At 67.7% G+C, this 25788-nt stretch carries 20 protein-coding genes and 1 other RNA gene; 8 read left to right on the top strand and 13 right to left on the bottom strand.

The genetic code is table 11. The features are described from left to right. Positions 1–36: 36 nt before the first annotated feature. Positions 37–1902: a DNA polymerase III subunit gamma/tau gene (gene dnaX / locus IG196_RS16505; protein ID WP_192191979.1), complete on the bottom strand. Its 1866-nt coding sequence runs from the start codon at positions 1900–1902 to the stop codon at positions 37–39. A gap of 113 nt (positions 1903–2015) precedes the next feature. Here dnaX and ffs point away from each other — a divergent pair. Together ffs and IG196_RS16515 are read left to right on the top strand one after the other, a co-directional pair. Further along, positions 2016–2112, top strand: an RNA gene (ffs, locus tag IG196_RS16510) — signal recognition particle sRNA small type. Between the two features lie 105 nt (positions 2113–2217). Beyond that, positions 2218–2646 carry a GNAT family N-acetyltransferase gene (locus IG196_RS16515; RefSeq protein ID WP_225616681.1) on the top strand — a complete coding sequence of 143 codons (429 nt, stop codon included), beginning with the start codon at positions 2218–2220 and terminating at the stop codon, positions 2644–2646. A 13-nt stretch (positions 2647–2659) separates the two neighbouring features. On the opposite strand, the gene IG196_RS16520 is transcribed toward IG196_RS16515, so the two are convergent. The 3 genes from IG196_RS16520 to IG196_RS16530 are packed head-to-tail and all read right to left on the bottom strand — an operon-like array spanning position 2660 to position 9719. Then, on the bottom strand, positions 2660–3898 hold the full coding sequence (locus IG196_RS16520) for a TIGR03862 family flavoprotein (RefSeq protein WP_192191980.1): 1239 nt from the start codon (positions 3896–3898) through the stop codon (positions 2660–2662). Continuing rightward, a complete protein-coding gene (locus IG196_RS16525) occupies positions 3895–7167 on the bottom strand; it encodes a UvrD-helicase domain-containing protein (RefSeq protein WP_192191981.1) in 3273 nt (1090 codons plus the stop codon). Before IG196_RS16525 ends, IG196_RS16520 begins: the two co-directional genes overlap by 4 nt. Further along, positions 7164–9719, bottom strand: coding sequence for a PD-(D/E)XK nuclease family protein (locus IG196_RS16530; RefSeq protein ID WP_192191982.1), 2556 nt, complete (start codon positions 9717–9719; stop codon positions 7164–7166). The genes IG196_RS16525 and IG196_RS16530 overlap by 4 nt, the downstream gene beginning before the upstream one ends. Positions 9720–9879: 160 nt before the next feature. Between IG196_RS16530 and trxA the strand changes: the two genes are divergently transcribed. Together trxA and rho are read left to right on the top strand one after the other, a co-directional pair. Then, positions 9880–10212 (top strand): thioredoxin TrxA, encoded by a 333-nt coding sequence (gene trxA / locus IG196_RS16535; protein WP_042578306.1) that lies wholly within the window; start codon positions 9880–9882, stop codon positions 10210–10212. 182 nt (positions 10213–10394) lie between these two features. Then, on the top strand, positions 10395–11660 hold the full coding sequence (rho, locus tag IG196_RS16540; protein ID WP_056580151.1) for a transcription termination factor Rho: 1266 nt from the start codon (positions 10395–10397) through the stop codon (positions 11658–11660). Positions 11661–11714: 54 nt separating this feature from the next. Here the strand turns inward: rho and IG196_RS16545 are convergent, their stop codons facing one another. Next, positions 11715–12782, bottom strand: coding sequence for an oxidoreductase (locus IG196_RS16545; RefSeq protein WP_192191983.1), 1068 nt, complete (start codon positions 12780–12782; stop codon positions 11715–11717). A 200-nt stretch (positions 12783–12982) separates the two neighbouring features. On the opposite strand from IG196_RS16545, the gene IG196_RS16550 reads away from it, so the two are divergent. The 3 genes from IG196_RS16550 (at position 12983) to IG196_RS16560 (ending at position 16420) form a co-directional block, all read left to right on the top strand. Next, positions 12983–13243 carry a type B 50S ribosomal protein L31 gene (locus IG196_RS16550; RefSeq protein ID WP_099789946.1) on the top strand — a complete coding sequence of 87 codons (261 nt, stop codon included), beginning with the start codon at positions 12983–12985 and terminating at the stop codon, positions 13241–13243. A 90-nt stretch (positions 13244–13333) separates the two neighbouring features. Continuing rightward, complete coding sequence (locus IG196_RS16555) at positions 13334–15061, top strand: hypothetical protein (RefSeq protein WP_192191984.1); 1728 nt, start codon at positions 13334–13336, stop codon at positions 15059–15061. Positions 15062–15064: 3 nt separating this feature from the next. Then, the gene (locus tag IG196_RS16560; RefSeq protein ID WP_225616682.1) at positions 15065–16420 is read left to right on the top strand and encodes an MATE family efflux transporter; all 1356 of its coding nucleotides are present in this window, start codon (positions 15065–15067) and stop codon (positions 16418–16420) included. Between the two features lie 19 nt (positions 16421–16439). Here IG196_RS16560 and phoR read toward each other — a convergent pair whose 3' ends face one another. The 7 genes from phoR to pstS are packed head-to-tail and all read right to left on the bottom strand — an operon-like array spanning position 16440 to position 23111. Then, positions 16440–17777, bottom strand: coding sequence for a phosphate regulon sensor histidine kinase PhoR (phoR, locus tag IG196_RS16565; protein WP_192191985.1), 1338 nt, complete (start codon positions 17775–17777; stop codon positions 16440–16442). Positions 17778–17821: 44 nt separating this feature from the next. Further along, on the bottom strand, positions 17822–18514 hold the full coding sequence (phoB, locus tag IG196_RS16570; RefSeq protein ID WP_007836652.1) for a phosphate regulon transcriptional regulator PhoB: 693 nt from the start codon (positions 18512–18514) through the stop codon (positions 17822–17824). 31 nt (positions 18515–18545) lie between these two features. Beyond that, the gene (gene phoU / locus IG196_RS16575) at positions 18546–19247 is read right to left on the bottom strand and encodes a phosphate signaling complex protein PhoU (RefSeq protein ID WP_099797075.1); all 702 of its coding nucleotides are present in this window, start codon (positions 19245–19247) and stop codon (positions 18546–18548) included. Between the two features lie 21 nt (positions 19248–19268). Further along, on the bottom strand, positions 19269–20054 hold the full coding sequence (pstB, locus tag IG196_RS16580) for a phosphate ABC transporter ATP-binding protein PstB (RefSeq protein WP_101490131.1): 786 nt from the start codon (positions 20052–20054) through the stop codon (positions 19269–19271). Positions 20055–20071: 17 nt separating this feature from the next. Next, positions 20072–20959: a phosphate ABC transporter permease PstA gene (pstA, locus tag IG196_RS16585; protein WP_101490130.1), complete on the bottom strand. Its 888-nt coding sequence runs from the start codon at positions 20957–20959 to the stop codon at positions 20072–20074. After that, the gene (pstC, locus tag IG196_RS16590) at positions 20956–22038 is read right to left on the bottom strand and encodes a phosphate ABC transporter permease subunit PstC (protein WP_192191986.1); all 1083 of its coding nucleotides are present in this window, start codon (positions 22036–22038) and stop codon (positions 20956–20958) included. Before pstC ends, pstA begins: the two co-directional genes overlap by 4 nt. 38 nt (positions 22039–22076) lie before the next feature. Then, positions 22077–23111, bottom strand: a complete 1035-nt coding sequence (gene pstS, locus IG196_RS16595) for a phosphate ABC transporter substrate-binding protein PstS (protein WP_192191987.1) — start codon at positions 23109–23111, stop codon at positions 22077–22079. Between the two features lie 251 nt (positions 23112–23362). Here pstS and IG196_RS16600 point away from each other — a divergent pair, with 251 nt between their 5' ends. Continuing rightward, on the top strand, positions 23363–24883 hold the full coding sequence (locus tag IG196_RS16600; RefSeq protein WP_192191988.1) for a Ppx/GppA phosphatase family protein: 1521 nt from the start codon (positions 23363–23365) through the stop codon (positions 24881–24883). 6 nt (positions 24884–24889) lie between these two features. On the opposite strand, the gene IG196_RS16605 is transcribed toward IG196_RS16600, so the two are convergent. Beyond that, a complete protein-coding gene (locus IG196_RS16605) occupies positions 24890–25741 on the bottom strand; it encodes a hypothetical protein (RefSeq protein ID WP_192191989.1) in 852 nt (283 codons plus the stop codon). Positions 25742–25788: the final 47 nt, after the last annotated feature.

Consider the following 25788-nt stretch of genomic DNA (forward strand, 5'->3'; position numbering starts at 1 on the left):
ATACGGTCGAAAAATGCAGCGACTGCGGCGCCGGTTTCAGAGGGGCTTCAGCGATCCGGGCACGATCTTCGCATCGAAGTCGCGCATCAGCATCTGCACCTCGGGGTCGCTGCGGATGGCTTCTTCGGCCACCCGCTGACGCTCGTCGGCCGCCTGCTTGTTGCGGCGCGCCGGGCTGTCGACCACGCCGCCGATCTCGATGGCCAGCCTCACATTGTGGCCGAGGCCCTGCAGCGCCGCCGTGAGCTTCTCGCGGCTGGAGGGCTGGTTGAGGGTTTCGCGCTCGATGCGCAGCATCCACTGGTCGGTGTCGCGCGCCACGAGCTGCGACTGCAGCGCCAGCTCGCGCGCCAGCGCCGCGACGCTTTCGGCGGCGACGAGCTGCATGACCGTGGTGTGCCAGAAGTCGCCCTCTTCGCTCGGAGGGATCGGGGTGTAGGTGCTGCGCTGTTCTTCTTCGCGCGGCACGTCGCGCTGTCCGGGCGGCGGCTGCACGCGGATCGGCACGCCGACCACATAGGCCGCGGGCGCGTCGGACGCCTCTTGCGCGGCAGGCCGGGGCATGGGCTGGCGCTGCGGCGCATCGACCACCGTCAGCCGCTGGCCGGCCGGCATCGATTGCGCGGGCGGTTGCTGCGAAAAGGCGGGCGTGGAAGGCGCGGCAGCGGGTGCCGAATCGGGCGCCGAAGGCCGGGAAACCGGGGCGGCTTCGCGCGCGGGAGCCCGCGGCGCGGCGCCACCGGCGTCATTCAGAGTTTTTTTTTCCGTGGTGGCCGTCGAAGCGGCCGCATTGGAGGGCTTGAAGGCCAGCAGCCGCAACAGCACCATGGTCAGCGCCGCGTACTCGTCGGGCGCCAGGCCCAGCTCGCCGCGCCCGTGCAGGCACAGGCTGTAGAGCAGTTGGGTCTCGTCGGCCGGCATCAGCGACGCCAGGCGCGCCGTGTCGGCCGCGTCGGGGTCAGTGGCCGCATCGGCCGATTCTGCGCGCGAGGGCATGGCCTGCAGCACCGCCATGGCCTGCAGCACCGACGTCATTTCTTCGAGCGTCGAGGCGGCGGACATGCCGTCGCGGCGCAGCGCCTCGGAGGTGTCGACCACGGTCTTGCCGTCGCCTTGTGCAAGGGCCTCGATCAGGCGGAACACATGGCCGCGATCGACGCTGCCGAGCATCTGGCGCACGCCGGTTTCGAGCAGCTCGCCGTTGCCGAACGCGATGGCCTGGTCGGTGAGCGAGAGCGCGTCGCGCATGGAGCCGCGTGCGGCGCGCGCCAGCAGGCGCAGGGCCTGCGGCTCGGCCGGCACCTGCTCGGTCTGCAGCACGCCGGTCAGGTGTTCGAGGATCGTCTCGGGCGCCATCGGCCGCAGATTGAACTGCAGGCAGCGCGACAGCACCGTGACCGGCACCTTCTGCGGGTCGGTCGTGGCCAGCACGAACTTGAGGTACTCGGGCGGCTCCTCGAGCGTCTTGAGCATCGCGTTGAACGCGGTGTTCGTGAGCATGTGCACTTCGTCGATCATGAAGACCTTGAAGCGCCCCTGCACCGGCTTGTAGACGGCCTGTTCGAGCAGCGACTGCACTTCGTCAACGCCGCGGTTGGAGGCCGCGTCGAGTTCGGTGTAGTCGACGAAGCGGCCCGAATCGATGTCGCGACAGGCCTGGCACACACCGCAGGGCGTGGCCGTGATGCCGCCCTGCCCGTCCGGGCCCTGGCAGTTGAGCGACTTGGCCAGGATGCGCGACACCGTGGTCTTGCCCACGCCTCGCGTGCCGGTGAACAGATAGGCGTGGTGCAGACGCTGCGTCGTCAGCGCGTTTTCCAGCGCCTGGACCACATGCCCCTGACCGACCATCTCACCGAAGGTTTTCGGACGGAACTTGCGAGCGAGCACGAGATAAGACATTGCGGGCATTCTAAAAGGCGCGGCGGGGGTCACTTCACGCTTGTTTCCCGTCTCCCTCGAAATGATTCACGCCCCGGCAAAGGGGGCAAATTCACGCGGTTAGAATACAGGCTGACGGGCCTCCCTGCATGGTGAAGTGGCCAACCGGGTCAGGTGGGGAACCAAGCAGCCCTAACTGCGTAGTCAGTGCCAGGGGTAAGGCTCGTCAACCTAACATCCAGAAGCCGTGAGTTCCTTTCCAGAGAACTCACGCGCTGTGTCCAGGGGTTACCAACCCCGGACACACCAACCTCCCAGAATTTCGCGCAGCCCGCCATGAACATGGACATCCGGCCCGCCCGCATCAGCGACCTCGACGCATTGGTGCGCCTCGACACCGTGGCCGCGCACGATGCGCGCCGCGCCGTGCAGATCCAAGGCTGGATCGAGGACGGCTTCTGCCACGTGATCGAGGTCGATGGCGACATCGCCGCCTACGGCGTCCTGCATCACCACTTCTTCGACAGCGGCTTCATCGAGATGCTGATGGTCGGCGAGAAGTTTCGCCGCAGGCGACTCGGCCTGAAGCTCGTCAATCACTTCCAGTCGATCTGCGAACGCCCCAAGCTTTTCACTTCCACGAACCGCTCCAACGAGGTGATGCAATCGCTGCTGAAAGAAGCCGGCTTCAGGGAGAGCGGCCAGATCGACAACCTCGATGTGGGCGACCCCGAGCAGGTGTTCTTCTGGCCGTGCGCGCGCTGAGCAGCGCCTGCCGCTACAACCCCAGCCGCTGGATCGCGCCGCGCGCCGCAGCCGCCCCGCTGGCCATCGCCGCGGTGAGCAGGTAGCCGCCGGTCGGCGCCTCCCAATCGAGCATTTCCCCTGCCGCGAACACACCGGGCAGCGCCGTCGCCATCAGCGCCGGATCGAGCGCATCGAAGCGCACACCACCCGCCGTGCTGATCGCCTCGTCGACCGGTCGCGTCGCGACCAGTTTCAGTGGCACGGCCTTGATGGTGGCCGCGAGCTGCGCCGGGTCCTGCATCGCTTCCTTGCTCAGTGCTTCGTGCAGCACACCGGCCTTGATGCCTTCGATGCCGAGCCGGCTCTTGAGGTGGCTGCTCAACGAGCGCGCGCCACGCGGATGCTTCACCGCGGCGAGCACCTGCTCGGCGCTGCGGTCGGGCAGCAAGTCGAGCAGCAGCGTCGCGCTGCCGTGGGCAGCGATCTCGTCGCGCAGCAGCGCCGACGCCGCATAGACCAGGCTGCCTTCGATGCCCGTGGCCGTCGCGACAAACTCGCCCTTGCGCGCAAAGTGGCGCCCCTGGCTGTCCGTGAAAGCGATCGCGACCGACTTGAAGGGCTGCCCCGCGAAGCGGCTCGAAAAATGTTCGCTCCAGCCTGCGCCGTCGAAGCCGCAATTGGCGGGCAGCAGCGGCGCGACCGCCACACCTTGTGCTTGCAGCCACGGTGCCCACGCGCCGTCGGAGCCCAGGCGCGCCCAGCTCGCACCGCCCAGCGCCAGCACCACGGCATCGGCCTTGGCCGTGACCTCGCCTGTCGGCGTCGCAAAGCGCAGTGCGTTCGCATCGAATGCGCCGTCACCCACCCAGCGATGCCGCATGTGGAACTGCACGCCCGCGGCGCGCAAGCGATGCAACCATGCGCGCAGCAGAGGCGCGGCCTTCATGTCGGTCGGAAACACGCGGCCCGAGGTGCCGACGAAGGTCTCGATGCCCAGCCCGGCCGCCCATTCGCGCGCCTGCTGCGGACCGAAGGCCGCGAGCAGCGGCTCGAGCTGCGCACGGCGTTCGCCGAAGCGCGTCACGAACACGTCGAAGGGTTCGGAGTGCGTGAGGTTGAGGCCGCCGCGGCCGGCCAGCAGAAACTTGCGGCCCACCGAGGGCATCGCGTCGTACACGTGCACCTGCGCGCCGGACGCGCTCAGCACTTCGGCCGCCATCAGGCCGGCAGGTCCGCCGCCGATGACGGCGACGGTAAAAGAAACAGTCATTCGAGATTCACCAGTTCGCCCTGCCCGGTCAGGAACGCGGCGCGCACCGTGGCACCGGGGTAGGCATATTGCACGGCAGCGCGGTAGCGCTGCATCTGTGCGATCAGGGCCGCGTCCCGTTCGGGGCGCGCGGCCGATTTGTAGTCGAGGATCCACCATGCGCCGGTGGCGCGTTCGCGCACCAGCCGGTCGATGCGCAAGGTATCGCCCTCGTGGACCAGCGTGACTTCGTTGCCATGCCAGTCGATGCTGCGATCGTCCCACACCCAGGCTCCGGCGCCCGCGCGGATGCGCTGGGCCAGCGCCGCGGCGCCGCGCGCTTGCTGCGGATCGAGCATGAACTCGCGCGCGGCCGCCCGCACATGGGCCGGCGGCAAGGCCTCGCCGGGCACCGCCCATTCGAGCAGCCGGTGCATGGCCTGGCCGAACGCAGCGGCGCGCGCGTCGACCGTGGCGTCTTGCGCCTTTTTCTTTTCTGGCACCGCACTGGTTGCAGCCACGAGCGGCGCGGGCAGGCGCTTCATCGCGAAGGTGGCCGATGCGGCCTCCGTGGCAGCGGACGCCTCGACCAGCGGCTCGTCGGCCTCGGTCGGTTCGCACAGCGGCTCCAGCCGCGTCCACCAGCTGCCTTCGTTGGCACGCGACGGCTTCACCGACGACAGCACCAGCCGCTCGCGCGCCCGCGTGGTCGCCACGTAGAGGCCGTTGAGTTCTTCGCGGTGGCGCGCGTGCTGCTCTTCTTCGAGCAGCGCGGCGGCGCAGGCCGGCGGCGCCTTCTCGCTGGCCAGGAACACGAAGCGCGTCGGCGCGCTGTCGCTGCCCTTCCATTCGACCAGCACGCCCATGGTCTGCGCGCGCGGCGGCGGGGCGTCGCAGTCGAGCATCAGCACGGTATCGGCTTCGAGGCCCTTGGCGCCGTGCACGGTCAGCAGTTGCACGGCCTCGGGCGCGGCCACGGTGGGCGCGCGCACGCCGCCCGCACGCAAGGCACGCACCAAGGCATAAGGCGTCGCGAAGCGCGCACCGTCGATGTCGAGCGAGGCGGCAACCAGCCCACGCAGGTTGGCCAGCGCGCTCTGGCGCAAGGCCGCCGGCACCGCGGCACCGAACTTCGCGAGCACGTCGCCGTCGTGAAAGATCGCGTCCAGCGCATCGTGCGGCGGCATCGCCATCAGCCAGCGCTGCCAGCGGCGCAGTTGCACGCCCGCCTCGATCAGCACGGGCGGCAGGCCCTCGCCTTTCAGGATCAGCGAGAACCAGCTGGCCACCGGCGTCTCGCGCTGGCAGCGGGCCAGTTGCACCAGCGTGTCGTCGTCGATGCCGAACAGCGGCGACTTGAGTGCGCGCGCCAGCGACAGGTCGTGCGCGGGCGACACCAGCGCGTCGAGCAGTGCGACCACGTCCTGCACCTCGGGCGCGTCGTTCAGGTCGTTCTTCTCTGGCTGCTGCACGGGAATGTGGCGGCGGCGCAGCGCGTCCTGCATGGCCGACAACCGGCTGCGGCGGCGCGCCAGCACCATGATCTGGCGCGGCGGCGTGCCGTCGGCGATGCGTTGCGCGACCCAGCGCGCGGCCTGCTCGCACTCTTTCTGCAGCAGCTGTTCTTCGGGCAGCACGCGCGGTGTGACGAGGCTGTCGCGCCAGTGCAGCATGCCGTCGTCGGCCGGCGCGGCGGCTGCGACGGTGTCGACTGCGTCGCGATCGATGGCGGGCAGCTTCAGCAGTTCGCCGTCGTCTCCGCGCTCGGTCGTGTGGGCGCGATAGCCGTCGAACTCGCCGGCGGCCTGCGCAGCCAGCATCGCGCTGTTGACAAGGCCGACCACGGCGCGCGCGTTGCGGTGCGTGTGGTCGCAGTTGAGCAATTCGCCGCCCAGCCCTTCGCGCACGAACTTCTTGGCGGCGATGAACACCTGCGGCTCGGCGCGGCGGAAGCGGTAGATGCTCTGTTTGGGGTCGCCCACGATGAACACGCGCGGCGCACTGCCGCCGGCGCCCGTGTAGGCGCTGAGCCAGCCGTAGAGCGCCTGCCACTGCAGCGGGTTGGTGTCCTGGAACTCGTCGATCAGCAGGTGCGCGACGCGGGCATCGAGCCGCTCCTGCACCCAGCCCGACAGCGCGGACTGGCCCAACAGCAGTTGCGCAGCCTGCTCGACGTCGTTCATGTCGACCCAGCCGTGGGCACGCTTGACCTCGCCGAAGGCGGTGATGAGCAGGCGCGTGAGCCGCGTCATGCGTTGCTGGTACAGCCAGGCCGCGTGCTGGGCCTGCGCGGCGCACAGCAGCTGCAGTTCGGTTTCGGCTTCTTGCGCGGCGGGGAATTTCTGCAGGTTCTTGGTAAGCCGGTCTTCGCTGGCGACGAAGAAGGTCTTGCGCAGCACGGCGAGCGCGTCAGCCAGCGCCTCGGGCGCGGGCTCGCCGGTGCCGAACACATCGATGATGGCTTCGGCCGCCTTCTGCGGTGTCTTGTTGGCCTCGCGGCCGAGGGCAGCGGCGCGGTCGAGCCAGCGACGCCGCACGGCCTCGCCGCGCAGCGCGTCGGTCGGCACCTCCAGCCCCTGCAGGGTCGGGTACAGCACGTCGAAAGGCGTCACCGCATTCTCAGCATCGGACAGCGTGAACTCGACGCGCTTCGACAGCGCCTCGCCCAGCGCCTTCGCCGTCTGCGAGCGCCCGTGCGTGGCGACGACGGCGTAGTAGTCGGTCAGCGCGCGCGCATCGCCCGTCACGGCCTCGAAGAACGGGCGCCACGTGTGGGTGCGCGCCTCGGCATCGTCTTCGAGGAGTTCGTAGTTCGCCGGCAGGCCGAGCTCGCGCAGCACGGCGAGCGGCGCGTTGCGCAGCAGGCCCGCGAACCACGCGTGGAAGGTGCGGAACTGCACGGGCCGCCCGCCTTCGAGCAAGCGCCGGTAGAGCCCCTGCAGGCGCGGCACGGCCGCCTGCGCGGCCTCCGGCGTCATGCCGCGCATCACGAGCTCGCGCTGCGAAGCGGCAGGATCGAGCTCGGCGAACAGTGCGAGCCACTGGTCGAGCCGCTCGCGCATTTCGCCGGCGGCCTTCTTGGTGAAGGTAATGGCCAGGATCTCATGCGGTTCACAGGCCGACTCGCCCTCTTCGAGCAGCGCACGCACGATGCGCGACACCAGCATCCAGGTCTTGCCGGCGCCTGCGCAAGCCTCGACCGCGACGGAGCGCCGCGGATCGCAGGCGACGGTGTAGAAGGCCTCGCGCGCGACGTGCCGGCCGTTGTGTTCGTAGGCAGCGCCGTTCATGGCGTGACCTCCCAGAAATCCTTGCGGCACAGGCCGCGTGCGGCGCAGAAATCGCAGACGCTGCCCTCGCCCAGCGGCGGCAACGGCGCGCCCTGCGCGATGCGCGCGAAGTCGTCGATGATGCCGGCGACCAGCGCATCGCGCGCCTCGACCACGGCCGGCTGCTCGACGGTCCGCGTGCCCGAGGATTTCTCGCCGACGTTGACGTAGGCCGCGCGCAGCGTGTCGTCGGCGATCAACGCCGCGTAGAAGGCAAGCTGCGTGTCCTCGGTCGGACTTTCCACGCGCTCCTTGGTGACGGAGGCAGTCTCGGTCTTGTAGTCGATCACGAAGGGCTGGCCGTCCGCGGTGCGATCGACGCGGTCAAGCCGGCCGACCAGCCGCAGAGTGCCCAGCGGTTGCTCTTTCCAGGGTTCGGCCTCGACGAAGACCGCCCCGCCCGCTTCATGCTTCACGAGCCATTCGAGGTACCCGTCGCGCACCGCCGGCCACGCGGCGGCGAACGGCAGGAACTCGGCGTCGGAATAGCCAAGCGCCTGCGTGACATCGCGTGCGGTGTCGGCGAGCAGCGCAGCGCGCGCTTGCGCATCGCTCGTCGGCGCGTCGCGCAAGGTCTCGTGGAACTGGCCGAGCACCGCGTGCAGCCAGTTGCCGAAGTCGCGCTTGTCGACCTCCGCATCGAGCTCGTCGGCAGTGCGCAGGCCCAGCTGGCGCAGCGCGAAAAAGCGATAGGGACAGCGCCGCAGGTCTTCGTAGACGCTGGTCGACACGTTGGTAAGCGGCAGCAGCGCGCCCGAGGGCGTGGGGCGCAGGGTCGGCGTGACGGCGACATCGCGTGGCGTGCGCGGATCAATGCCCGGCTGCAGTGCATGGGCGAGCTGCAGGGCCTGCACGAGCGGGCTCGGCCGCACGGGTTCGCCGCTGGCGTCGGAATGGCGCCAGACCAGGTCGCAGCACGGGTTGCGCGTGGCCATGGCCCAAGCCGCGCGCTGCGCGACCTCCAGCACGTCGCGCGACGCCAGCCCCAGGTCGAGGCGCTGTGCCGCGCTCCAGTTGCCCGGCGGTTCGGGCGATGCGGGCATGCGGCGGTCGTCGCAGCCGGGAATGACGACCGCGCCGAAAACGCGGCCCAGCAACTGGTTCATCGGCAGCACGGACACCTTGGGGGTCTCGTCGCCGGCGGGCGGCACGAAGCTGGCGTCTTCGAGCACGTCGCGCGCCCAGGCCGTGAACTCGGCCAGGCTGTGGCGTCCGCCGGGGAACTCGTCTTCTTCACCGTGCGCGTCGGCATCGAGCCAGAGGGCTCCGATGACCTTGGCGCCTGCGAAGTCGGCGGTGAGCGCATCCCACTGTTCGCCGACCGTCAGCAGCTCGCGCAGCGCGCGGTGCCAGTCGGCCAGGGAGCGCGCGCGCGCCATCGGGGCGCGGCGGGCTTCGATGGTGAGGGTGAAGGCGCGCAGTGCCTCGTCTTGCGGTTTTTCGCTGCGCGCGACCAACGCGCACCACGCCTGCCAGTCGCGCACGCCTTCGCGCCGCAACCGCATTTCGAGCGACTGGACGGCGTGCACATCGACCTCGGCGCCGCTCTTGAGCCATTCGAGCACCTGGTCGGTGGCGGTGTCGTGCGCGCAGGCGCGCAGTGCGCTCATCAGCGTGGCGGCGGCGCGCGTGGTGGACAGCTTCCAGCCAGTTTCGTCGTGCGTGACGATGCCTTGGGTGCTCAGCTGTGCGCTGATGCGACGCGTCAGCGCGCGGTCGGTGGCGACGAGCGCGACGGGCGCGCGCCCCTCGGCCAGGTGCTGCAGCACGCAAGCAGCGGCCAGCTGGGCCTCGTCTTCGGGGTCGAGCGCCACGTGGGCGTGGGCCGCAGACGGCGGTGCGTCGGCGGGCACGAGCGGGATGCGGATCGCGCGGTCGCCCCACAGCGCGCACAGCGCCTGCGTCAGCGGATCGGTCTGGAAGCCTTCGAGCACGATCAGCGCGTCGACCTGGGTGCGTGCGGTGTCGCGCAGCAGCACGTCGGTCGCGTAGCCCGAGTTCGCAGCCCAGGCCACGGCGACGCGGATCAAGGCGCTCTCGATGCGGAACCACTCCGACTCGCTGCCTGCGTCGGCCACCTTGGCTGCACTCTGTGCCCAGTCGCTGCTGCGCAGCTCTGGCGTCACGGCAGCGGCCAACGGCGCCAGCTGATAGGCCAGCTCGACCACGCGCCCGGCGAGCGCAAAGCGTTCGGACTGGAAGCCCGACTGCGCGAGCAGGCCCTGCGCCGTGACCAGGTCGCGCGCCATGTCGAAGGCGATGTCGTAGCCGGACGGCAGGAAACCGCCCGCGCTGCGCGCCCAGTTGTGCGTGGTTTCGAAGCGCGGCACGAAGCCCGGGCTGCCGCAGCGCGCCCACATGCCACGCGCGACCGCCATCAGCTGCGCATACGGCACCAGCACCACGGTGCGCGCCGCGTGCAGCTGCCGATCGCCGAGCGCGCGCACGATCCGCGCGACGACGCCGTCGGCGGGATCGCACCACAGGGCCTGGACGGGGTGGCCTTCGTTCATGTTCTATCGAGGGGGTTGAGGGGGTCGGCGGCAGGGCCGTAAAGGGCTTTGGCTATCGCCGCCATAGCCGGGCCGCATGGCACGTCACCCCTTGGTTTCTGTCACAATGACCAGCACTTTAGCTGCACCGAAACTCTCTCTGCGCACAAGGACACATCACATGGCCAGCGAACTGATCAAACACATCTCCGATTCTTCCTTCGAGGCCGACGTGCTCAAGTCCAGCCAGCCGGTTCTGGTCGACTACTGGGCCGAATGGTGCGGTCCCTGCAAGATGATCGCCCCGATCCTGGACGAGGTCTCGGCCACGTACGAAGGCAAGCTGCAGATCGCCAAGCTCAACGTCGACGAGAACCGCGACATCCCCGCCAAGTTCGGCATTCGCGGCATCCCCACGCTGATGCTCTTCAAGGACGGCCAGCTGGCCGCCACCAAGGTCGGCGCCATGAGCAAGGCGCAACTCACGGCCTTCATCGACCAGCAACTCGCCTGATGCATTTCTTCCGGCCAGCGCGCAATGCGTTGGCCGGGGCGATTTTCCTGTCATAATCGCCCTCAGTTCACCGGGCCTTTCATCAGGCAACCGGTTCGAGTTCCCCGGTTCGTGAGGCAGTTCTTGCCCCACATCAAACCTCCCCCCGTTCCCGATTCGATTACCCCTCCAGGGGTCGTTCCATGCACTTAAACGAACTCAAGGCACTCCACGTGTCTGAAGTCTTCAAGCAGGCTGAGGCGCTTGAAATCGAAAACATCGGCCGTATGCGCAAGCAAGAGCTGATGTTCGCGATCATCAAGAAGCGCGCCAAGGCCGGCGAACAGGTCTTCGCCGACGGTGTGCTCGAAATCCTGCCGGACGGCTTCGGCTTTCTGCGCAGCCCCGACACCAGCTTCACGGCCAGCACCGACGACATCTACATCTCGCCCAGCCAGGTGCGGCGCTTCAACCTGCACACCGGCGACATGATCGAAGGTGAAGTGCGCACGCCCAAGGATGGCGAGCGCTACTTTGCACTGACCAAGCTCGACAAGGTCAACGACGGCGCACCCGAAGCCAACAAGCACAAGGTGATGTTCGAGAACCTGACGCCGCTGTTCCCCAAGGAACAGATGAAGCTGGAGCGCGAAGGCGTCAAGGGCGAAGAGAACCTCACCGGCCGCATCATCGACATCATTGCCCCCATCGGCAAAGGCCAGCGCGCCCTGCTCGTGGCGCCGCCCAAGAGCGGCAAGACGGTGATGATGCAGCACATCGCCCACGCGATCAGCGCCAACTACCCCGACGTGCACATGATGGTGCTGCTCGTGGACGAGCGCCCTGAAGAAGTGACCGAAATGCAGCGCACGGTGAAGGGCGAAGTCATTGCTTCGACCTTCGACGAGCCCGCAGCGCGCCACGTGCACGTCGCCGAAATGGTGATCGAGCGCGCCAAGCGCCTGGTCGAACTCAAGAAGGACGTGGTGATCCTGCTCGACTCGATCACCCGTCTGGCCCGCGCCTACAACAACGTCGTGCCCTCGTCGGGCAAGGTGCTGACCGGCGGTGTCGACTCCAACGCACTGCAGCGCCCCAAGCGCTTCCTGGGCGCCGCGCGCAACGTGGAAGAAGGCGGCTCGCTGACCATCATCGGCACCGCGCTGATCGACACCGGCAGCCGCATGGACGAAGTGATCTTCGAAGAGTTCAAGGGCACCGGCAACTCCGAAATCCACCTCGACCGCCGCCTGTACGAAAAGCGCGTGTTCCCGTCGATCCAGCTCAGCCGCAGCGGCACGCGCCGCGAAGAGCTGCTGCTGGCGCCCGAGATCCTGCAGAAGACGCGCATCCTGCGTCAGCTCATGTACAACATGGACGAGATCGAGTCGATGGAGCTGATGCTCAAGAACATGAAGGCGACCAAGACCAATGTCGAGTTCTTCGACATGATGCGTCGCGGCGGCTGAGCTTCAGGCTCTCCCGCAAAAGCGCGTCGGCCCTAACAGGCCGACGCGCTTTTTTCATGGGCGCTCGATACGGATGGCGCGGCCTTCGGCGGCGCTCTGGCGCCCGATGTCGAGTAGTTTCATCAACGCGACGGCCTGTTCGGGCGGCACGGGATTCGGGCCCTTGCCGAGGATCGCATCGCGAACCGCCGCGTAATAGTCGACGTAGTTGCCAGCCTGCGTCGGCACCGCGCGAAAGTACGGCGCGCCGTCGTTGCCGATCAGCGTGAGTTCCCCATCGAGCGGATCGGCGCCCCACCCTTCGGCCGGCGGTCGCTGCCCGGCGCGCAACGCGTCTTCCTGCGGATCGACACCGTGCTTCACGTAGCTGCCGCGCGTGCCATGCACGATGTAGCGCGGCGCCGCATGGGCCGCGAGCGTCGTGGCGTGCAGCACCACGCGCAGGGGCGCACAGGGGCCGTTCTCGTAGCGCAGCACGGCATGGAAATAGTCTTCGACCAGCGCGCCATCGCGCAAGGCGGCCGTGTCGAGCTGCAGCATGTCGGGCCGGCCGAAGAGTTGCATGGCCTGATCGACCAGATGGGCGCCCAAGTCCACCCACAGGCCCGAACCCGGCACGGGCTGCTCCCGCCAGCGCTCGCGCACCTGGGGCCTGAAGCGGTCGAAATGCGACTCCAGGTACACCGGGCGGCCTAGGTCGCCGGACGCCAAGACCTGCTGGAGCGTCAGGAAATCGGCGTCGAAGCGCCGGTTCTGATAGACCGAGAGCACGCGATTGTTGCGCCTCGACAACAGCTCAAGTTCCCGCGCCTCGGCCACATCGAGCGTGAATGGCTTGTCGACCACCACGTGCTTGCCGGCCTCCAGCGCCGCCTTGGCGACCGGATGGTGCTGGGCGTTAGGCGTTGCGACCACCACGAGGTCGATGTCCGCCCGGGCGACCAGCGCCGCCACATCGGGCACCACGGCCACGCCCGGCCAGTCGGCGTGCACCTTGTGCGGCTGCGAACTCGCCACGGCGGCCAGTTCGAGCCCCGGAACGGCCGAAAGCACCGGTGCATGGAAGGTCTGGCCGGCAAAACCGTAGCCGACGAGGCCGGCGCGAAGGGGTGTAGAAGTCATGGGAGGGCCCGGTTTGCTCGCAATTGGGGCAGTATGCGATAATCATGGGCTCCGCGAAAAGTGCGGCTGGGCACGTCGCCCGGCTTCCTTGGCCTTCACGTCAAGACGTCAAGACCTAAGGGCGGCGCGCCAGCTTGCTGGCACGCTGGTGGCTCTCGCATCGACCGCGCATTGATTCCAACAGCGCAAAAGGAAACACCATGGCAAAAGAAGGCATCCACCCGAATTACCGCGAAATCCTGTTCGTCGACATGTCGAACGGTTTCAAGTTCGTGACCCGTTCGTGCGCAAGCACCAAGGAAATGGGCAAGACCGACGACGGCCGCGAGCTGCCCCTGTACAAGCTCGACACCACGAGCGAATCGCACCCCTTCTACACCGGCACGCAAAAGTCGGTGGACAACATGGGCGGTCGCGTCGAGAAGTTCCGCAACCGTTTCGGCAAGACCGCTGCCAAGTAATCAGGCACGCGCTCTGGCGTCGAGGGCAGCCCGGTTTACCGCGCTGCCCTTTTTCTTTCCAATCACCCGTCCGCCTCTTCCGCCTCGCCCTTGAACCAGCCGACCCCCGCGATCGTTGCCCAGAATGCCGTACGCCGGCTGCCGCGCGTCGCGTTGCTGCTGCTGTGCGCGGCCTACCTGCTGCCGGGCCTGCTCGGCCGGGGCCCCTGGAAGAGTGCCGACATCACGGCCTTCGGCTACATGGCCGAACTGGCCCGCAGCACCGAGGGCCTCGCCCGCTGGTTCGACCCGCTGCTGCTGGGCATGCGCCCCGAGACACCCGCGCTGATCCCCTACTGGATCGGCGCCTGGGCGATCCAGCTCGCCCCGTCGTGGGTCAACCCCGACCTGGCCGTGCGCTTCGTGTTCGCGCTGATGCTGTGGGGCACCTTCACCGCGACCTGGTACGCCGTCTACTACTTGGCCCGCACGCCTCGCGCCCAGCCCGTGGCCTTTGCCTTCGGCGGCGAGGCACGCCCCACCGACTACGCCCGCGCCATTGCGGACGGCGGCCTGCTGGCGCTGATCGCCTCGCTGGGCCTGGCTCAGCTGGGGCATGAAACCACGCCCGCGCTGGCGCAGCTGTACTTCGCCTCGCACCTCTTCTACGGCGTGGCCGCACTGCCCTACCGCCGCGTCGGCCCGGTGATCGCGCTCGTGGTCGGCACGCTCGGCATGACGCTGAGCGGCGGCCCGACGGTCGGCCTCGCACTGGCGATCGGCAGCGCCGTGTATATCGCCTACGAACGCCACCAACGCGCCAACCGCGTGGCACAAGGCCGCAGCGACGACGAAAGCCCCGGCTTCACCCTGCCCGCGCTGCTGACGATGGTCGGCATCACCGTGCTGGCCGCCGCACTGGTCTTCGGCCTGGGCCTGGCGCAATGGAAGATCACGCTCGGCAATTCGCTGCTGTCCGACGTGCGCAGCCAGGCCAAGCTGCTGCTGTGGTTCACCTGGCCCGTCTGGCCGCTCGCGCTCTGGACGCTCTGGCGCTGGCGCCGCCAGTGGCTCGAGCGCCACGTCGCGCTGCCGCTGTGGTTTGCGCTGGTGCCGCTGGCCGCCACCTGGACCACCGACTTCTCCGACCGCTCCCTGCTGCTCGCCCTGCCCGCTTTCGCCACGCTGGCCGCCTTTGCGTTGCCGACCTTCCGTCGCAGCGCGGCGGCGCTGATCGACTGGTTCAACGTGCTGTTCTTCAGCGGCCTGGCCGTGCTCGGCTGGATGTACTGGATTGCCATGCTGACCGGCGCGCCGCGCAAGGCCGCCGCCAGCGTCGCGCGGCTGGTGCCGGGCTTCGTGGCCGAGTTCTCGCCGGTCGCTTTCGTGCTCGCGCTGGCCGCCACGCTGGCCTGGTGCTGGCTGGTGCGCTGGCGCACCGGTCGCCATCGCGCCGCGCTCTGGAAGACGCTGGTGCTGCCGGCCGGCGGCACCGCCCTGTGCTGGATGCTGCTGATGACGCTGTGGCTGCCGCCCATCGACTACGCGCGCAGCTACATCCCGCAAGTGCGCGCCGTGACCGAGCGCATCGGCCATCCGCGCTGCGTGGCCGAGCTGGCGCTGAGCCGGCCGCACATCGCGGCGCTGCGCCACCACGGCAACCTGAACCTGCAGCCGATGCTGCTGGGCAACGACTGCCCGTGGCTGCTCGTGAGCCCCGACACCATCGAGCGACTGCACACCATCATCCCGATGGACCAATGGCGCTTCAGCGGCACCCTGCGCCGCCCCAGCAGCCCCGCGGACGATCTGCTGCTCTACGAAAAGATCGTGCGCTGACCCGTGAGCAGTACGCACGGGAGCGAACGCGGACTCATCGCACGGCACGCCGGCACGGTGCTGATCGGCCAGCTGGCCGTGATGGCCTTCGGCGTGGCCGACACCATCATCGCGGGCCGCTATTCCGAAGGCGCACTGGCCGCACTGTCGGTGGGCGCTGCGATCTTCGTCAGCGTGTATGTCTCGCTGATGGGCGTGCTGCAGGCGCTGCTGCCGGTGTGGGCCGAACTGCACGGTGCCAACCGGGGCAGTGAAATCGGCCGCTCGGTTCGCCAGTCGCTCTACCTTGCAGCCATCGCCGTCGTGGTCGGCATGACGGTGCTGCTGCTGCCCGGCGCGGCGCTGCGCTGGACCCAGGTGCCCGCCGACATGCGCGGCGAGGTCGAGGCCTACCTCGCGGTGCTGGCCTTCGCGCTGGCGCCCGCCCTGCTCTTTCGCCTCTTCAGCACGCTGAACCAGAGCCTGGGCAAGCCCAAGCTCGTGACCTGGCTGCAGCTGGCCTCGCTGCTCGTGAAGCTGCCGCTGTCGGTCTGGTTCACTTTCGGTGGTACCGGCCTGCCGGCGATGGGGCTGGTGGGCTGCGCCTGGGCCACGCTGTGCGTGAACTGGGCCATGCTGGGCTGCGCCGTCTGGCTGCTGCGCCACGGCGCGTTCTACCGCGGCTACCAGCTGTGGGAGCGCATCGAGGCGCCCGACTGGCGCCAGATCCGCCTGTTCGCGCGGCTCGGCGTGCCCGGTGGCCTCGCGGTGCTGGTCGAAGTGACGTCGTTCACGCTGATGGCGCTCTTCATCGCGCGCCTGGGCACCGCCGCGGCGGCCGCGCACCAGATCGCGTCGAACCTGCTGGCCGTGGCCTACATGACGCCGCTGTCGCTCGCCATCGCGACCAGTGCGCGCGTGAGCTTCTGGCTCGGTGCCGGCGACACCGCCCGGGCGCGCCATGCCTGCCGACTGGGCTTCGAGCTCACGGCGCTGTTCGCGCTGCTCTATGCCGGCGCGATGGCCGCGTTCCGCACGCAACTTGCCAATGTGTATTCCGACAACCCCGCCGTGATCGCGATGGCCTCGGCGCTGCTGGTCACGGTGGCGCTGTATCACATCGCCGATGCGTTCCAGACGCTGTGCGTCTTCGTGCTGCGCTGCTACCGCGTGACGCTGGCGCCGCTGGTCATCTACTGCGCGATGCTCTGGGGCATGGGCCTGGGCGGCAGCTACCTGCTGGCCTACCGCGGCCTGGGGCCATGGGAAGCCATGCAATCGCCGCTGGCCTTCTGGCTCATGAGCGCCGCGGCGCTCGCGCTTACCGCATTGCTGTTCGTCGCGCTGCTGCGCTGGACGATGAAGGCGCGGGCCCGCTGAAGGCCGCGCGCCTTGCTTACTACTTGACCATCACGCGCGCTTCGCGCACCCGCGTTGCCGGGAACAGCAGCGTGAAGCGGCTGCCCTTGCCCAGCGTGCTTTCGATGCGCAACTCGGTCCCGTGGCGCTGCGCGATGTGCTTCACGATCGCCAGCCCGAGCCCGGTGCCGCCGGTCTCGCGCGAGCGGCTGCGGTCGATGCGATAGAAGCGCTCGGTGAGCCGCGGAATGTGCTCGGCGGCAATGCCCGGGCCCGTGTCGCGCACAGCATATTCACCGCGCCCGTCGGGCAGCACCCGCCACGTCACGGCCACCTCGCCGCCGCCGGGCGTGTAGCGGATGGCATTGGTCACGAGGTTCGACATCGCGCTCTGCAGTTCGGTCGGCGCACCCGACAGCTCGGATTCGGCTTCCGACGTGAACGTGAGCCGATGCCCCTGCGGCGTGAGCCGGCCCGACAGGCCGCGCCCTTCGTCTTCGCACTGCGCCAGCAGCGCGCGCATGCGCACCCACTGGTTGCCCGAGGGCGCCGCGCTGCCTTCCAGCCGCGACAGCGTCAGCAGGTCGTTCACCAGCGTTTCCATGCGGTGCGACTGCTGCCCCATCAGCGACAGATAGCGCGTGCGCTCGTCGGCATCGAGCGGCAGGTTCTGCAGCGTCTCGACAAAGCCTGCCAGCACCGTGAGCGGCGTGCGGATTTCGTGCGACACGTTGGCCACGAAGTCGCGCCGCATCGCCTCGGCCTGCTCCAGCGCCGTGATGTCGCGCGTGAGCAGCATGCGCCGGTTGCCGGCGTAGGGATGCACCTGCACCGACAGCCGCACCGGGTGGCCGCGATGCTGCGCATGCACGAGGCCGGGCGCGTCGATGACGACGTCGCGGCTGTAGTTCCACGAGGCCAGGTAGGCCACGAACGCCGGATCGCGCACGAGGTTCGCCAGGTGCTGCAGCAGGTCGCGCTCGGCATCGATGCCGAACTGCCCCGCCGCTGTCTGGTTGCACCACTCGATGCGGCCCTGCTCGTCGAGCAGCACCACGCCATTGGGAGACGCCTGGATCGCGGCCAGGAACTCCTGCAGCCGGTCTTCGGCCTGCCGGGTCTGTTGTTCACGCTCGCGCAGCAGCTTGCGGATGCGCTCCGACAGTTCGCCCCACACGCCCGGTCCGCGCGACGGCAGCCCGGCCGCGTCGTTGCGCAGCACGCGCAGCAGACGTTCAGCGCGCCAGGCATCGAAGCCCAGCCAGAGCACCGCGCCCAACCAGGCGCCCAGCCAGCCGTATTTCCAGCCAAAAAGGCCGACAGCGCCCGCCGCAATTGCGAGGGACGCTATAAAAAAAGTAGCAATGCGAAAAGGCATGGCGGGCGATTATCCGCGCCCGCCGCCGAGGCTCACGGCGCTGCTCACACCGTGACTTGGGCCGTCAGCCGGTAACCCGCGCCGCGCACGGTCTCCACCATGGGCGCGGCCGCGCCCAGCGACTCGCGCAGGCGCTTGACGTGCACGTCGACCGTGCGTTCCTCGATGTAGACGTGATCGCCCCACACCTTGTCGAGCAGCTGTGCGCGGCTGTGCACGCGCTCGGCATGCTGCATCAGGTAGGCCAGCAGCTTGAACTCGGTCGGACCGACCTTCAGCGCCCCGCCCTGCCACGTGACGCGGTGGGTGGAGGTGTCGAGGGCAAGCTCGCCGATCTCGACGCGCTCGGTCACCACCTCGGGCGCACGGCGGCGCAGCACGGCGCGGATGCGCGCCAGCATTTCCTGGGTGGAGAACGGCTTGGTGATGTAGTCGTCGGCACCGGCGTCGAGGCCGGCGACCTTGTCGGGCTCGTCGCCGCGCGCCGTGAGCATCAGGATCGGGATGGCCTTGGTGCGCGGGTCTTTGCGCCATTGGCGCGCGAGCTGCAGGCCGCTCTGGCCCGGCAGCATCCAGTCGAGCAGGATCAGGTCCGGCAGGAAGGCGTCGATTTCGCGCTGGGCGGCGGCGCCGTCTTCGGACCAGATCGGCTCGAAGCCGTTGTGGCGCAGGTTGACGGCGATCAGCTCGGCGATCGAGGATTCGTCTTCGACGATCAGGACTCTTGGTTTCTTCATGCGTTCTGGGGAGTCTTTGCGGCGACGGTCGTCACTGCAATGCCGACTCGATTTCCTCCATCGAAGTGTGCCGTACATCGGCGCCCTTGACGATGTAGATGATGAACTCGGCGATGTTCTTGGCGTGGTCGCCGATGCGTTCGATGGCCTTGGCCAGGAACAGCAGGTCCAGGCTGGCGGAGATGGTGCGCGGGTCTTCCATCATGTAGGTGACCAGCTTGCGCACGAAGCCGTCGAACTCCTTGTCGATGAGGTCGTCGTCTTTCAGGATCGACAGCGCGGCGGCCGTGTCCAGGCGCGCGAAGGCGTCCAGGGCGGTGCGCAGCAGGTTCGAGGCCAGGTCGGCGGCAATGCGCAGCTCGGTGGTGGGCAGCTGGCGGGCCGATCCGCTTTCGATGATCGACTTGACCATGCGCGCAATCTTGTTGGCCTCGTCGCCCACGCGCTCCAGGTTGGCGGTGGTCTTGCTGATGGCGATGAGCAGGCGCAGGTCGCGCGCCGTGGGCTGGCGACGGGCGATGATCGACGACAGCTCGCGGTCGATCTCGATCTCCATCGCGTTGACGCGGTGCTCGGTCTCCATCACGCGGTCGGCGGCTTCGGGGTCGAACTGCAGCAGGGCGTACACGGCCTGGTGGATCTGCGACTCGACCATGCCGCCGAGCTCCATCACGCGCGACGAGACGCCGTTGAGTTCGCTGTCGAACTGGCTGGAAAGGTGTTTCTCGGTCATGGTGTTTCCTTTGACTTCAACTCAACCGAAGCGGCCGGTGATGTAGTCCTCGGTCTCCTTGCGCTGCGGCTTGAAGAACATCTGTTCGGTGGCACCGAACTCGATCAGGTCGCCGAGGTACATGTAGGCGGTGTAGTCGCTGCAGCGGGCAGCTTGCTGCATGTTGTGGGTCACGATGACCACGGTGTACTCGTTTTTCAGCTCGGCAATCAACTCTTCGATTTTTGCGGTCGAAATCGGGTCGAGTGCGGAGCAGGGTTCGTCGAGCAGCAGCACTTCAGGCTTGATCGCAATGCCGCGTGCAATGCACAGGCGTTGCTGCTGGCCGCCCGACAGGCCCGAGCCGCTTTGCTGCAGCTTGTCGCGCACTTCGGTCCACAGGGCCGCCTTCTTCAGGGCCCATTCGACGCGGTCGTCCATGTCGCTGGCCGAGAGGTTCTCGAACAGCTTCACGCCGAAGGCGATGTTGTCGTAGATCGACATCGGGAACGGCGTGGGCTTCTGAAAGACCATGCCGATCTTGGCGCGAATGAGCGCCACGTCTTGCTTCGACGTGAGCAGGTTCTCGCCGTCCAGCGCAATGGTGCCTTCGGCGCGCTGCTCGGGGTACAGCTCGAACATGCGGTTGAAGGTGCGCAGCAGGGTCGACTTGCCGCAGCCCGACGGGCCGATGAAGGCCGTGACCTTGTTCTCGGGAATCTCGAGGTTGATGCCCTTGAGCGCGTGGAACTTGCCGTAGTAGAAGTTCAGGTCCTTGACCGAAATCTTCGAGCGCGACGGTTGTTGTTGTGCGACGGTGTTTGGCATGTTGGCGCCTTCTTGATTTAGTGTTTGTTGCGCGTCAGCACGCGCGCCAGGATGTTGAGGGCAAGCACGGCGACGGTGATCAGGAACACGCCGGCCCAGGCCAGTTGTTGCCAGTTCTCGTACGGGCTCATGGCGAACTTGAAGATCGTGACCGGCAGGCTGGCCATCGGCTGGCTCACGTCGGCGGTCCAGAACTGGTTGTTCAGCGCGGTGAAGAGCAGCGGTGCGGTCTCGCCGGCGATGCGGGCAACGGCCAGCAGCACGCCTGTGACCACACCGGCGCGCGCGGCGCGCAGCGTGATGCTCAGAATGACCTTCCACTTCGGCGTGCCCAGTGCGTAGGCCGCTTCACGCAGGCCCGGCGGCACCAGCTGCAGCATGTTCTCGGTGGTGCGGATCACCACCGGAATCACGATGAGCGCCAGCGACAGTGCGCCGGCCAGGCCCGAGAAGGTCTTGAAGTAGGCCACCACCACCGCGTAGACGAACAGGCCGATCACGATCGACGGCGCCGACAGCAGGATGTCGTTGACGAAGCGCGTGATCGAAGCCAGCAGGCCTTTGGGGTTGTATTCGGCCAGGTAGATGCCGGCCATGATGCCGATCGGCGTGCCCACGAAGGTAGCCAGCGACACCATCACGAACGAGCCGAAGATGGCGTTGGCGATGCCGCCCGCCTCGTTCGGCGGCGGCGTCATTTCGGTGAAGGTGGCGAGCGCCAGGCCGCCGATGCCCTGGCGCAGCGTTTCCCACAGGATCCACACCAGCCAGAACACGCCGAACGCCATCGCGGCGAGCGACAGCGTGAGTGCGATCTTGTTGACGCGGTTGCGCGCGGCGAACCTCGCCTGGCGCGTCTCGGCCAAAGTCTTGGCGTTGATCAGGTTTTGCGCAGTGGTGCTCACGTCTTTGTTCCTTCGCTCTTCTTCATTTGCGCCAGCAGCATCTTCGAGAGCGACAGCACGACGAAGGTGATGAAGAACAGCACGAGGCCGAGGTACATCAGCGCGGCCTGGTGCAGGCCCGCGCCGGCTTCGGCGAATTCATTGGCCAGTGCCGAGGTGATGCTGTTGGCAGCCTCGAACACCGACAGGGAGTTGAGCTGGTTCATGTTGCCGATCACGAACGTGACGGCCATGGTTTCGCCCAGTGCGCGGCCGAGGCCGAGCATGATGCCGCCGATCACGCCGGCCTTGGTGTAGGGCAGCACAACCTTGGAGACGACTTCCCAGGTGGTGGAGCCCAGGCCGTAGGCCGACTCCTTGAGCAGCGCGGGCGTCACTTCGAACACGTCGCGCATCACCGAGGCGATGAACGGAATGATCATGATCGCCAGGATGATGCCGGCCGACAGAATGCCGATGCCCACGGGCGGGCCCGACACCAGGGCGCCGAGGTACGGCACGCCGGCCAGCAGCTTCTGCAGCGGCTGCTGCACCCAGGTCGAAAGAATGGGGCCGAAGACCAGCAGGCCCCACATGCCGTACACGATGGACGGCACGGCAGCCAGCAGTTCAATGGCGGTGCCCAACGGGCGCTTGAGCCAGTTGGGCGAAAGTTCGGTCAGGAACAGCGCGATGCCGAAGCTCACCGGCACGGCAATCAGCAGTGCGATGAACGACGTGGCCAGCGTGCCGTAGATCATCACGAGGCCGCCGTACTCGTCCTTCACCGGGTCCCACACGCTGCTCGTGAGGAAGCCGAGGCCGTACTTCGCAATGGCGGGCCAGGCGCCGACGACCAGCGACAACAGGATGCCGATGAGCATCGCGAGCGTCAGCAGCGCGGCGCCCTTGGCGGCCCAGCCGAAGATGCGGTCGGCCATGGGGCCGGAACGGGGCGCCTTCACGGGCGGAGGAGGAGCGGCAGAGGTGCGCGCGCGCTCGGCCGCAAGGTCGAGGGAGGCGGCAGCAGGGAGGGTGGATGACACGGGTCGCTCCGGCAAAGACGAAAGCGGCGCGTCCTGGAGCGAAGAGTTGCTCATGGGCGCGCCGTCCTGGAGGGTGGATGAAGGGTTGCTTCTTACTTGAACGCGACCGGCTTGCCCGATGCGTCCTTCACTTCACCCCATGCCTTGGCGATGGTGGCCTTCACGGCGTCAGGCATCGGCACGTAGTCGAGGTCGTCGGCGGTCTTGTCGCCACCCTTGTAGGCCCAGTCGAAGAACTTCAGCACGGTGGTGGCGCTGGCGGGCTTGTCCTGCACCTTGTGCATCAGGATGAAGGTGGCGCCGGTGATGGGCCACGAATCCTTGCCAGCCTGGTTGGTCAGCACCTGGTAGAAGCTCTTGTTCCAGTCGGCACCGGCGGCGGCGGCCTTGAAGGCGCTGTCGTCAGGCGACACGAACGAGCCGGCTGCGTTCTGCAGCTGCGCGTAGGTCATCTTGTTCTGCTTGACGTAGGCGTATTCGACGTAGCCGATCGAGTTGGGCAGGCGGTTCACGAAAGCGGCGACGCCTTCGTTGCCCTTGCCACCCGCGCCGGTGGGCCAGTTCACGGCCGTGCCTTCGCCGACCTTCGACTTCCACTCGGCGTTGACCTTGCTCAGGTAGTTGGTGAACAGGAAGCTGGTGCCCGAACCGTCGGCGCGGCGAACCGGGGCGATGGCGGCGTCAGGCAGGGCCAGCGAACCGTTCAGTGCCTTGATGGCGGGATCGTTCCACTTGGTGATCTTGCCCAGGTAGATGTCGCCCAGCACCTGGCCGTTGAGCTTCAGCTCGCCCGGCTTGATGCCGGTGATGTTGACCACGGGGATCACGCCGCCGATGACGGTGGGGAACTGCATCAGGCCCTTGGCTTGCAGTTCGTCGTCCTTCAGGGGTGCGTCGGAGGCGCCGAAATCGACGGTCTTGGCTTCGATCTGCTTGAGGCCGGCACCCGAGCCGACCGACTGGTAGTTGATCTTGACGCCGGTGGCCTTGTTGAAATCGGACGCCCACTTGGCGTACAGCGGTGCGGGGAAGCTGGCGCCGGCGCCGGTCACGTCTTGGGCAAGGGCGGGAAGGGAGAACAGCGCGGTCACGAGGCCGGCGGTTGCAAATTTGAACGTCGTTTTCATAAAGCTTCCTTGAGAAGTAAGAAGTAGTCCCTTTTGGGGCTCGAACGGACTCTAAAAAGCTTTTGTGACATCGCTGTGACACCCCCTCTGTCGAGGGAAAATGCCGCTGCGCCGGCCGGGTTGTGTGTGACGCTGTCACATAACCGTCATTCGCCCCGCCTAACCTCCAGCCCTCGCCGTGACGCGATTCGGGGAGGCGGCGCCTGCTGTCACGGCGCTACGATCAGAGAACCGCCCTCTTCACTAGAACAATGCAAAACGGCACCCGCCTCGCAGCAGTCGACCTCGGCTCCAACAGCTTCAGGCTGGAAATCGGCCAGGTCGACCACGGACAGATCCACCGCACCGAGTACCTCAAGGAAACCGTGCGCCAGGGCAACGGCCTGGACAGCGCACGCAATCTCACGACCGAAGCCATGCAGCGCGGCTGGGACGCCCTCGCCCGCTTCGGCGAACGGCTGGCCGGCTTCAAGCGCTCGCAGGTGCGCGCCGTGGCCACGCAGACCTTGCGCGAAGCGCGCAACCGCGAAGAATTTCTGTTGCGTGCGCGCACCATCCTCGGCTTCGGCATCGACGTGATCCCGGGCCGGGAAGAAGCCCGCCTGATCTACCAGGGCGTGGCACACCACCTGCCGCACACCGACGCGTCCGACCAGGAACGCCGGCTCGTCATCGACATCGGCGGGCGCTCCACCGAAATGATCATCGGCCACGCGCTCGAGGCCGAGCGCATGGAGTCGTACCGCGTGGGCAGCGTCGCCTGGTCGATGAAGCATTTCGGCGAAGGCCAGTTCACCGCCCCCGCCTTTCGCGCCGCCGAAGTGGCGGCCAAGGCCGTGCTGGACGACGCGCTCTCGAGCTACACCCGCGACCAGTGGGACGTGGCCTATGGCGCCTCCGGCACCATCGGCGCGGTGGGCGACGTGCTCGCGGCAGCCGGCGGCGAAGCCGGCCTCGTTACGCGCGACGGCCTCGACTGGCTGCTCGACCGCCTGCTCAAGGCCGGCAGCATCGACAAGCTGCGCATCGACGGCATGCGCGAAGACCGCAAGGCCGTGATCGGCGGCGGCCTGAGCGTGCTGCGCGCGGTGTTCGATCTGCTCGACATCCAGGAGATGAAGGTCGCCCAGGGCGCCCTGCGCCACGGCGTGCTGTACGAGTTGCTCGAACGCGACGACAGCGTGGCCGACATGCGCAGCGCCACGGTGGCCCGGCTCGCCACGCGCTTCGCGGTCGATACGGCCCAGGCCAAGCGCGTGAGCGACACCGCCGCCGCGCTGTTCGTGCAGTTGGCTCCCGCCGCGCGCGGCGGCAGCACATCGAGCCGTGCCGGCCGCGCGCTGCGCAAGCTCGGCTGGGCCGCGCAGCTGCACGAGATCGGCGCGCTGATCTCGCACAGCGACTATCACAAGCACGGCGCCTACATCCTCGACAACGCCGACGCGCCGGGCTTTGCAGTGAACGAACTGCACGCGCTCGGCCAGCTGGTGCTGGGCCAGCGCGGCAAGCTGCGCAAGCTCGAAGCTGCGCTGGACGACGAGACCTTCGTGATGCAGCTGCTGGCGCTGCGATTGGCCGTGATCCTGTGCCATGCGCGCCGCGACCCCGACCCGAAGGCGTTGAACCTCGCGGCACTCGGTGCCAGGGCCTTCACGATCGCCTGCGCGCCCGATTGGGCCGACGCCTATCCGCAGTCGGCACACCTGCTGCGCGAGGAAGTGTTGGCCTGGCAGAAGACCAGCAACTGGCGCGTGGAACTCAGCGGCGCCTGAGCCGTTTCACTTCGTGTCGATGCCGGCCGTCTGCGTGACTGCCGCAGCGCTGGCCTTGCGCGGCTCGTCTTCCCCGAACAGGCTGACATAGGCCGGCTGCACGATCTGGTCAAGCCCGCGCTTCAACCCTTCGCGAGCGCCTGCGGTGTCCTTGAGCAGGCCGTCGTACAGGAGATAGGTCGGCTCGCTCACGTCGGCGACCTGCAACGTCTGGCCCACGACGGACTGCTTCTCGTCCCTCAGCAACTGTTCCACCCAGACGTACGGCTTGAAGCTCGATGTCGCATCGGCCGCGCCATAGGACGTCGTGATCCGCAAGATCAATGTGCTGTAGCCGGGCATCGGCTGGAGTTCCTGCACCTGCATCTGCGCGTGCTCTCCGGTCGCGCGCATGAAAGGCGTCAGCTTCACCTCGCGGCCACTGTCCCGCAGGCGCGCCGCCAGTCGCTCTGCGAACTGCCTGTTGAGCGCCATGGGCGCTCCGCTGTTCTTCACTGCGGCCGTGAACTCCTTGCTGCGCTGGTCGGTTCGGGCGGCCATCGTCAGTCGGCTGTTGGTATCGACGGAGATTGCCAACAGCGCAGCGATAGGTCCCAGAAACCCTGCGAAGCCCGTCAGCCCCGACCCGCCGCCATCCGTGACGATCAGTTGGTCTTGCGCGTTGTAGATGAGCTCGATCTTCTCGATCGAACGGGCGACATCGTGACGGGTCGGCGGCACAGGCGCGGCGGTGTTCGTCGCGCACCCCGACAGCAGGGCTGCGGCAACAAGCAGAAAAACCAGCGCCTTCAACCGCATGTCCGCGTCTGCACGCAGCATGTTCATGAAGCTTCCTGGCAGTGTGTTGAGCGGTTTCATGCGTCTTCCCCAGTGATGTGGTCGACCGGCACCGCTTCTTTCCCGCA

Source organism: Variovorax sp. 38R, assembly GCF_014843395.1.
Lineage (GTDB): Bacteria > Pseudomonadota > Gammaproteobacteria > Burkholderiales > Burkholderiaceae_C > Variovorax > Variovorax paradoxus_H.

What these genes read in the sequence shown, in the direction of transcription:
- dnaX (WP_192191979.1), bottom strand. Translation starts at nt 1,902, where the DNA reads ATGTCTTATCTCGTGCTCGCTCGCAAGTTCCGTCCGAAAACCTTCGGT.
- IG196_RS16515 (WP_225616681.1), top strand. Translation starts at nt 2,218, where the DNA reads ATGAACATGGACATCCGGCCCGCCCGCATCAGCGACCTCGACGCATTG.
- IG196_RS16520 (WP_192191980.1), bottom strand. Translation starts at nt 3,898, where the DNA reads ATGACTGTTTCTTTTACCGTCGCCGTCATCGGCGGCGGACCTGCCGGC.
- IG196_RS16525 (WP_192191981.1), bottom strand. Translation starts at nt 7,167, where the DNA reads ATGAACGGCGCTGCCTACGAACACAACGGCCGGCACGTCGCGCGCGAG.
- IG196_RS16530 (WP_192191982.1), bottom strand. Translation starts at nt 9,719, where the DNA reads ATGAACGAAGGCCACCCCGTCCAGGCCCTGTGGTGCGATCCCGCCGAC.
- trxA (WP_042578306.1), top strand. Translation starts at nt 9,880, where the DNA reads ATGGCCAGCGAACTGATCAAACACATCTCCGATTCTTCCTTCGAGGCC.
- rho (WP_056580151.1), top strand. Translation starts at nt 10,395, where the DNA reads ATGCACTTAAACGAACTCAAGGCACTCCACGTGTCTGAAGTCTTCAAG.
- IG196_RS16545 (WP_192191983.1), bottom strand. Translation starts at nt 12,782, where the DNA reads ATGACTTCTACACCCCTTCGCGCCGGCCTCGTCGGCTACGGTTTTGCC.
- IG196_RS16550 (WP_099789946.1), top strand. Translation starts at nt 12,983, where the DNA reads ATGGCAAAAGAAGGCATCCACCCGAATTACCGCGAAATCCTGTTCGTC.
- phoR (WP_192191985.1), bottom strand. Translation starts at nt 17,777, where the DNA reads ATGCCTTTTCGCATTGCTACTTTTTTTATAGCGTCCCTCGCAATTGCG.
- phoB (WP_007836652.1), bottom strand. Translation starts at nt 18,514, where the DNA reads ATGAAGAAACCAAGAGTCCTGATCGTCGAAGACGAATCCTCGATCGCC.
- phoU (WP_099797075.1), bottom strand. Translation starts at nt 19,247, where the DNA reads ATGACCGAGAAACACCTTTCCAGCCAGTTCGACAGCGAACTCAACGGC.
- pstB (WP_101490131.1), bottom strand. Translation starts at nt 20,054, where the DNA reads ATGCCAAACACCGTCGCACAACAACAACCGTCGCGCTCGAAGATTTCG.
- pstC (WP_192191986.1), bottom strand. Translation starts at nt 22,038, where the DNA reads ATGAGCAACTCTTCGCTCCAGGACGCGCCGCTTTCGTCTTTGCCGGAG.
- pstS (WP_192191987.1), bottom strand. Translation starts at nt 23,111, where the DNA reads ATGAAAACGACGTTCAAATTTGCAACCGCCGGCCTCGTGACCGCGCTG.
- IG196_RS16600 (WP_192191988.1), top strand. Translation starts at nt 23,363, where the DNA reads ATGCAAAACGGCACCCGCCTCGCAGCAGTCGACCTCGGCTCCAACAGC.
- IG196_RS16605 (WP_192191989.1), bottom strand. Translation starts at nt 25,741, where the DNA reads ATGAAACCGCTCAACACACTGCCAGGAAGCTTCATGAACATGCTGCGT.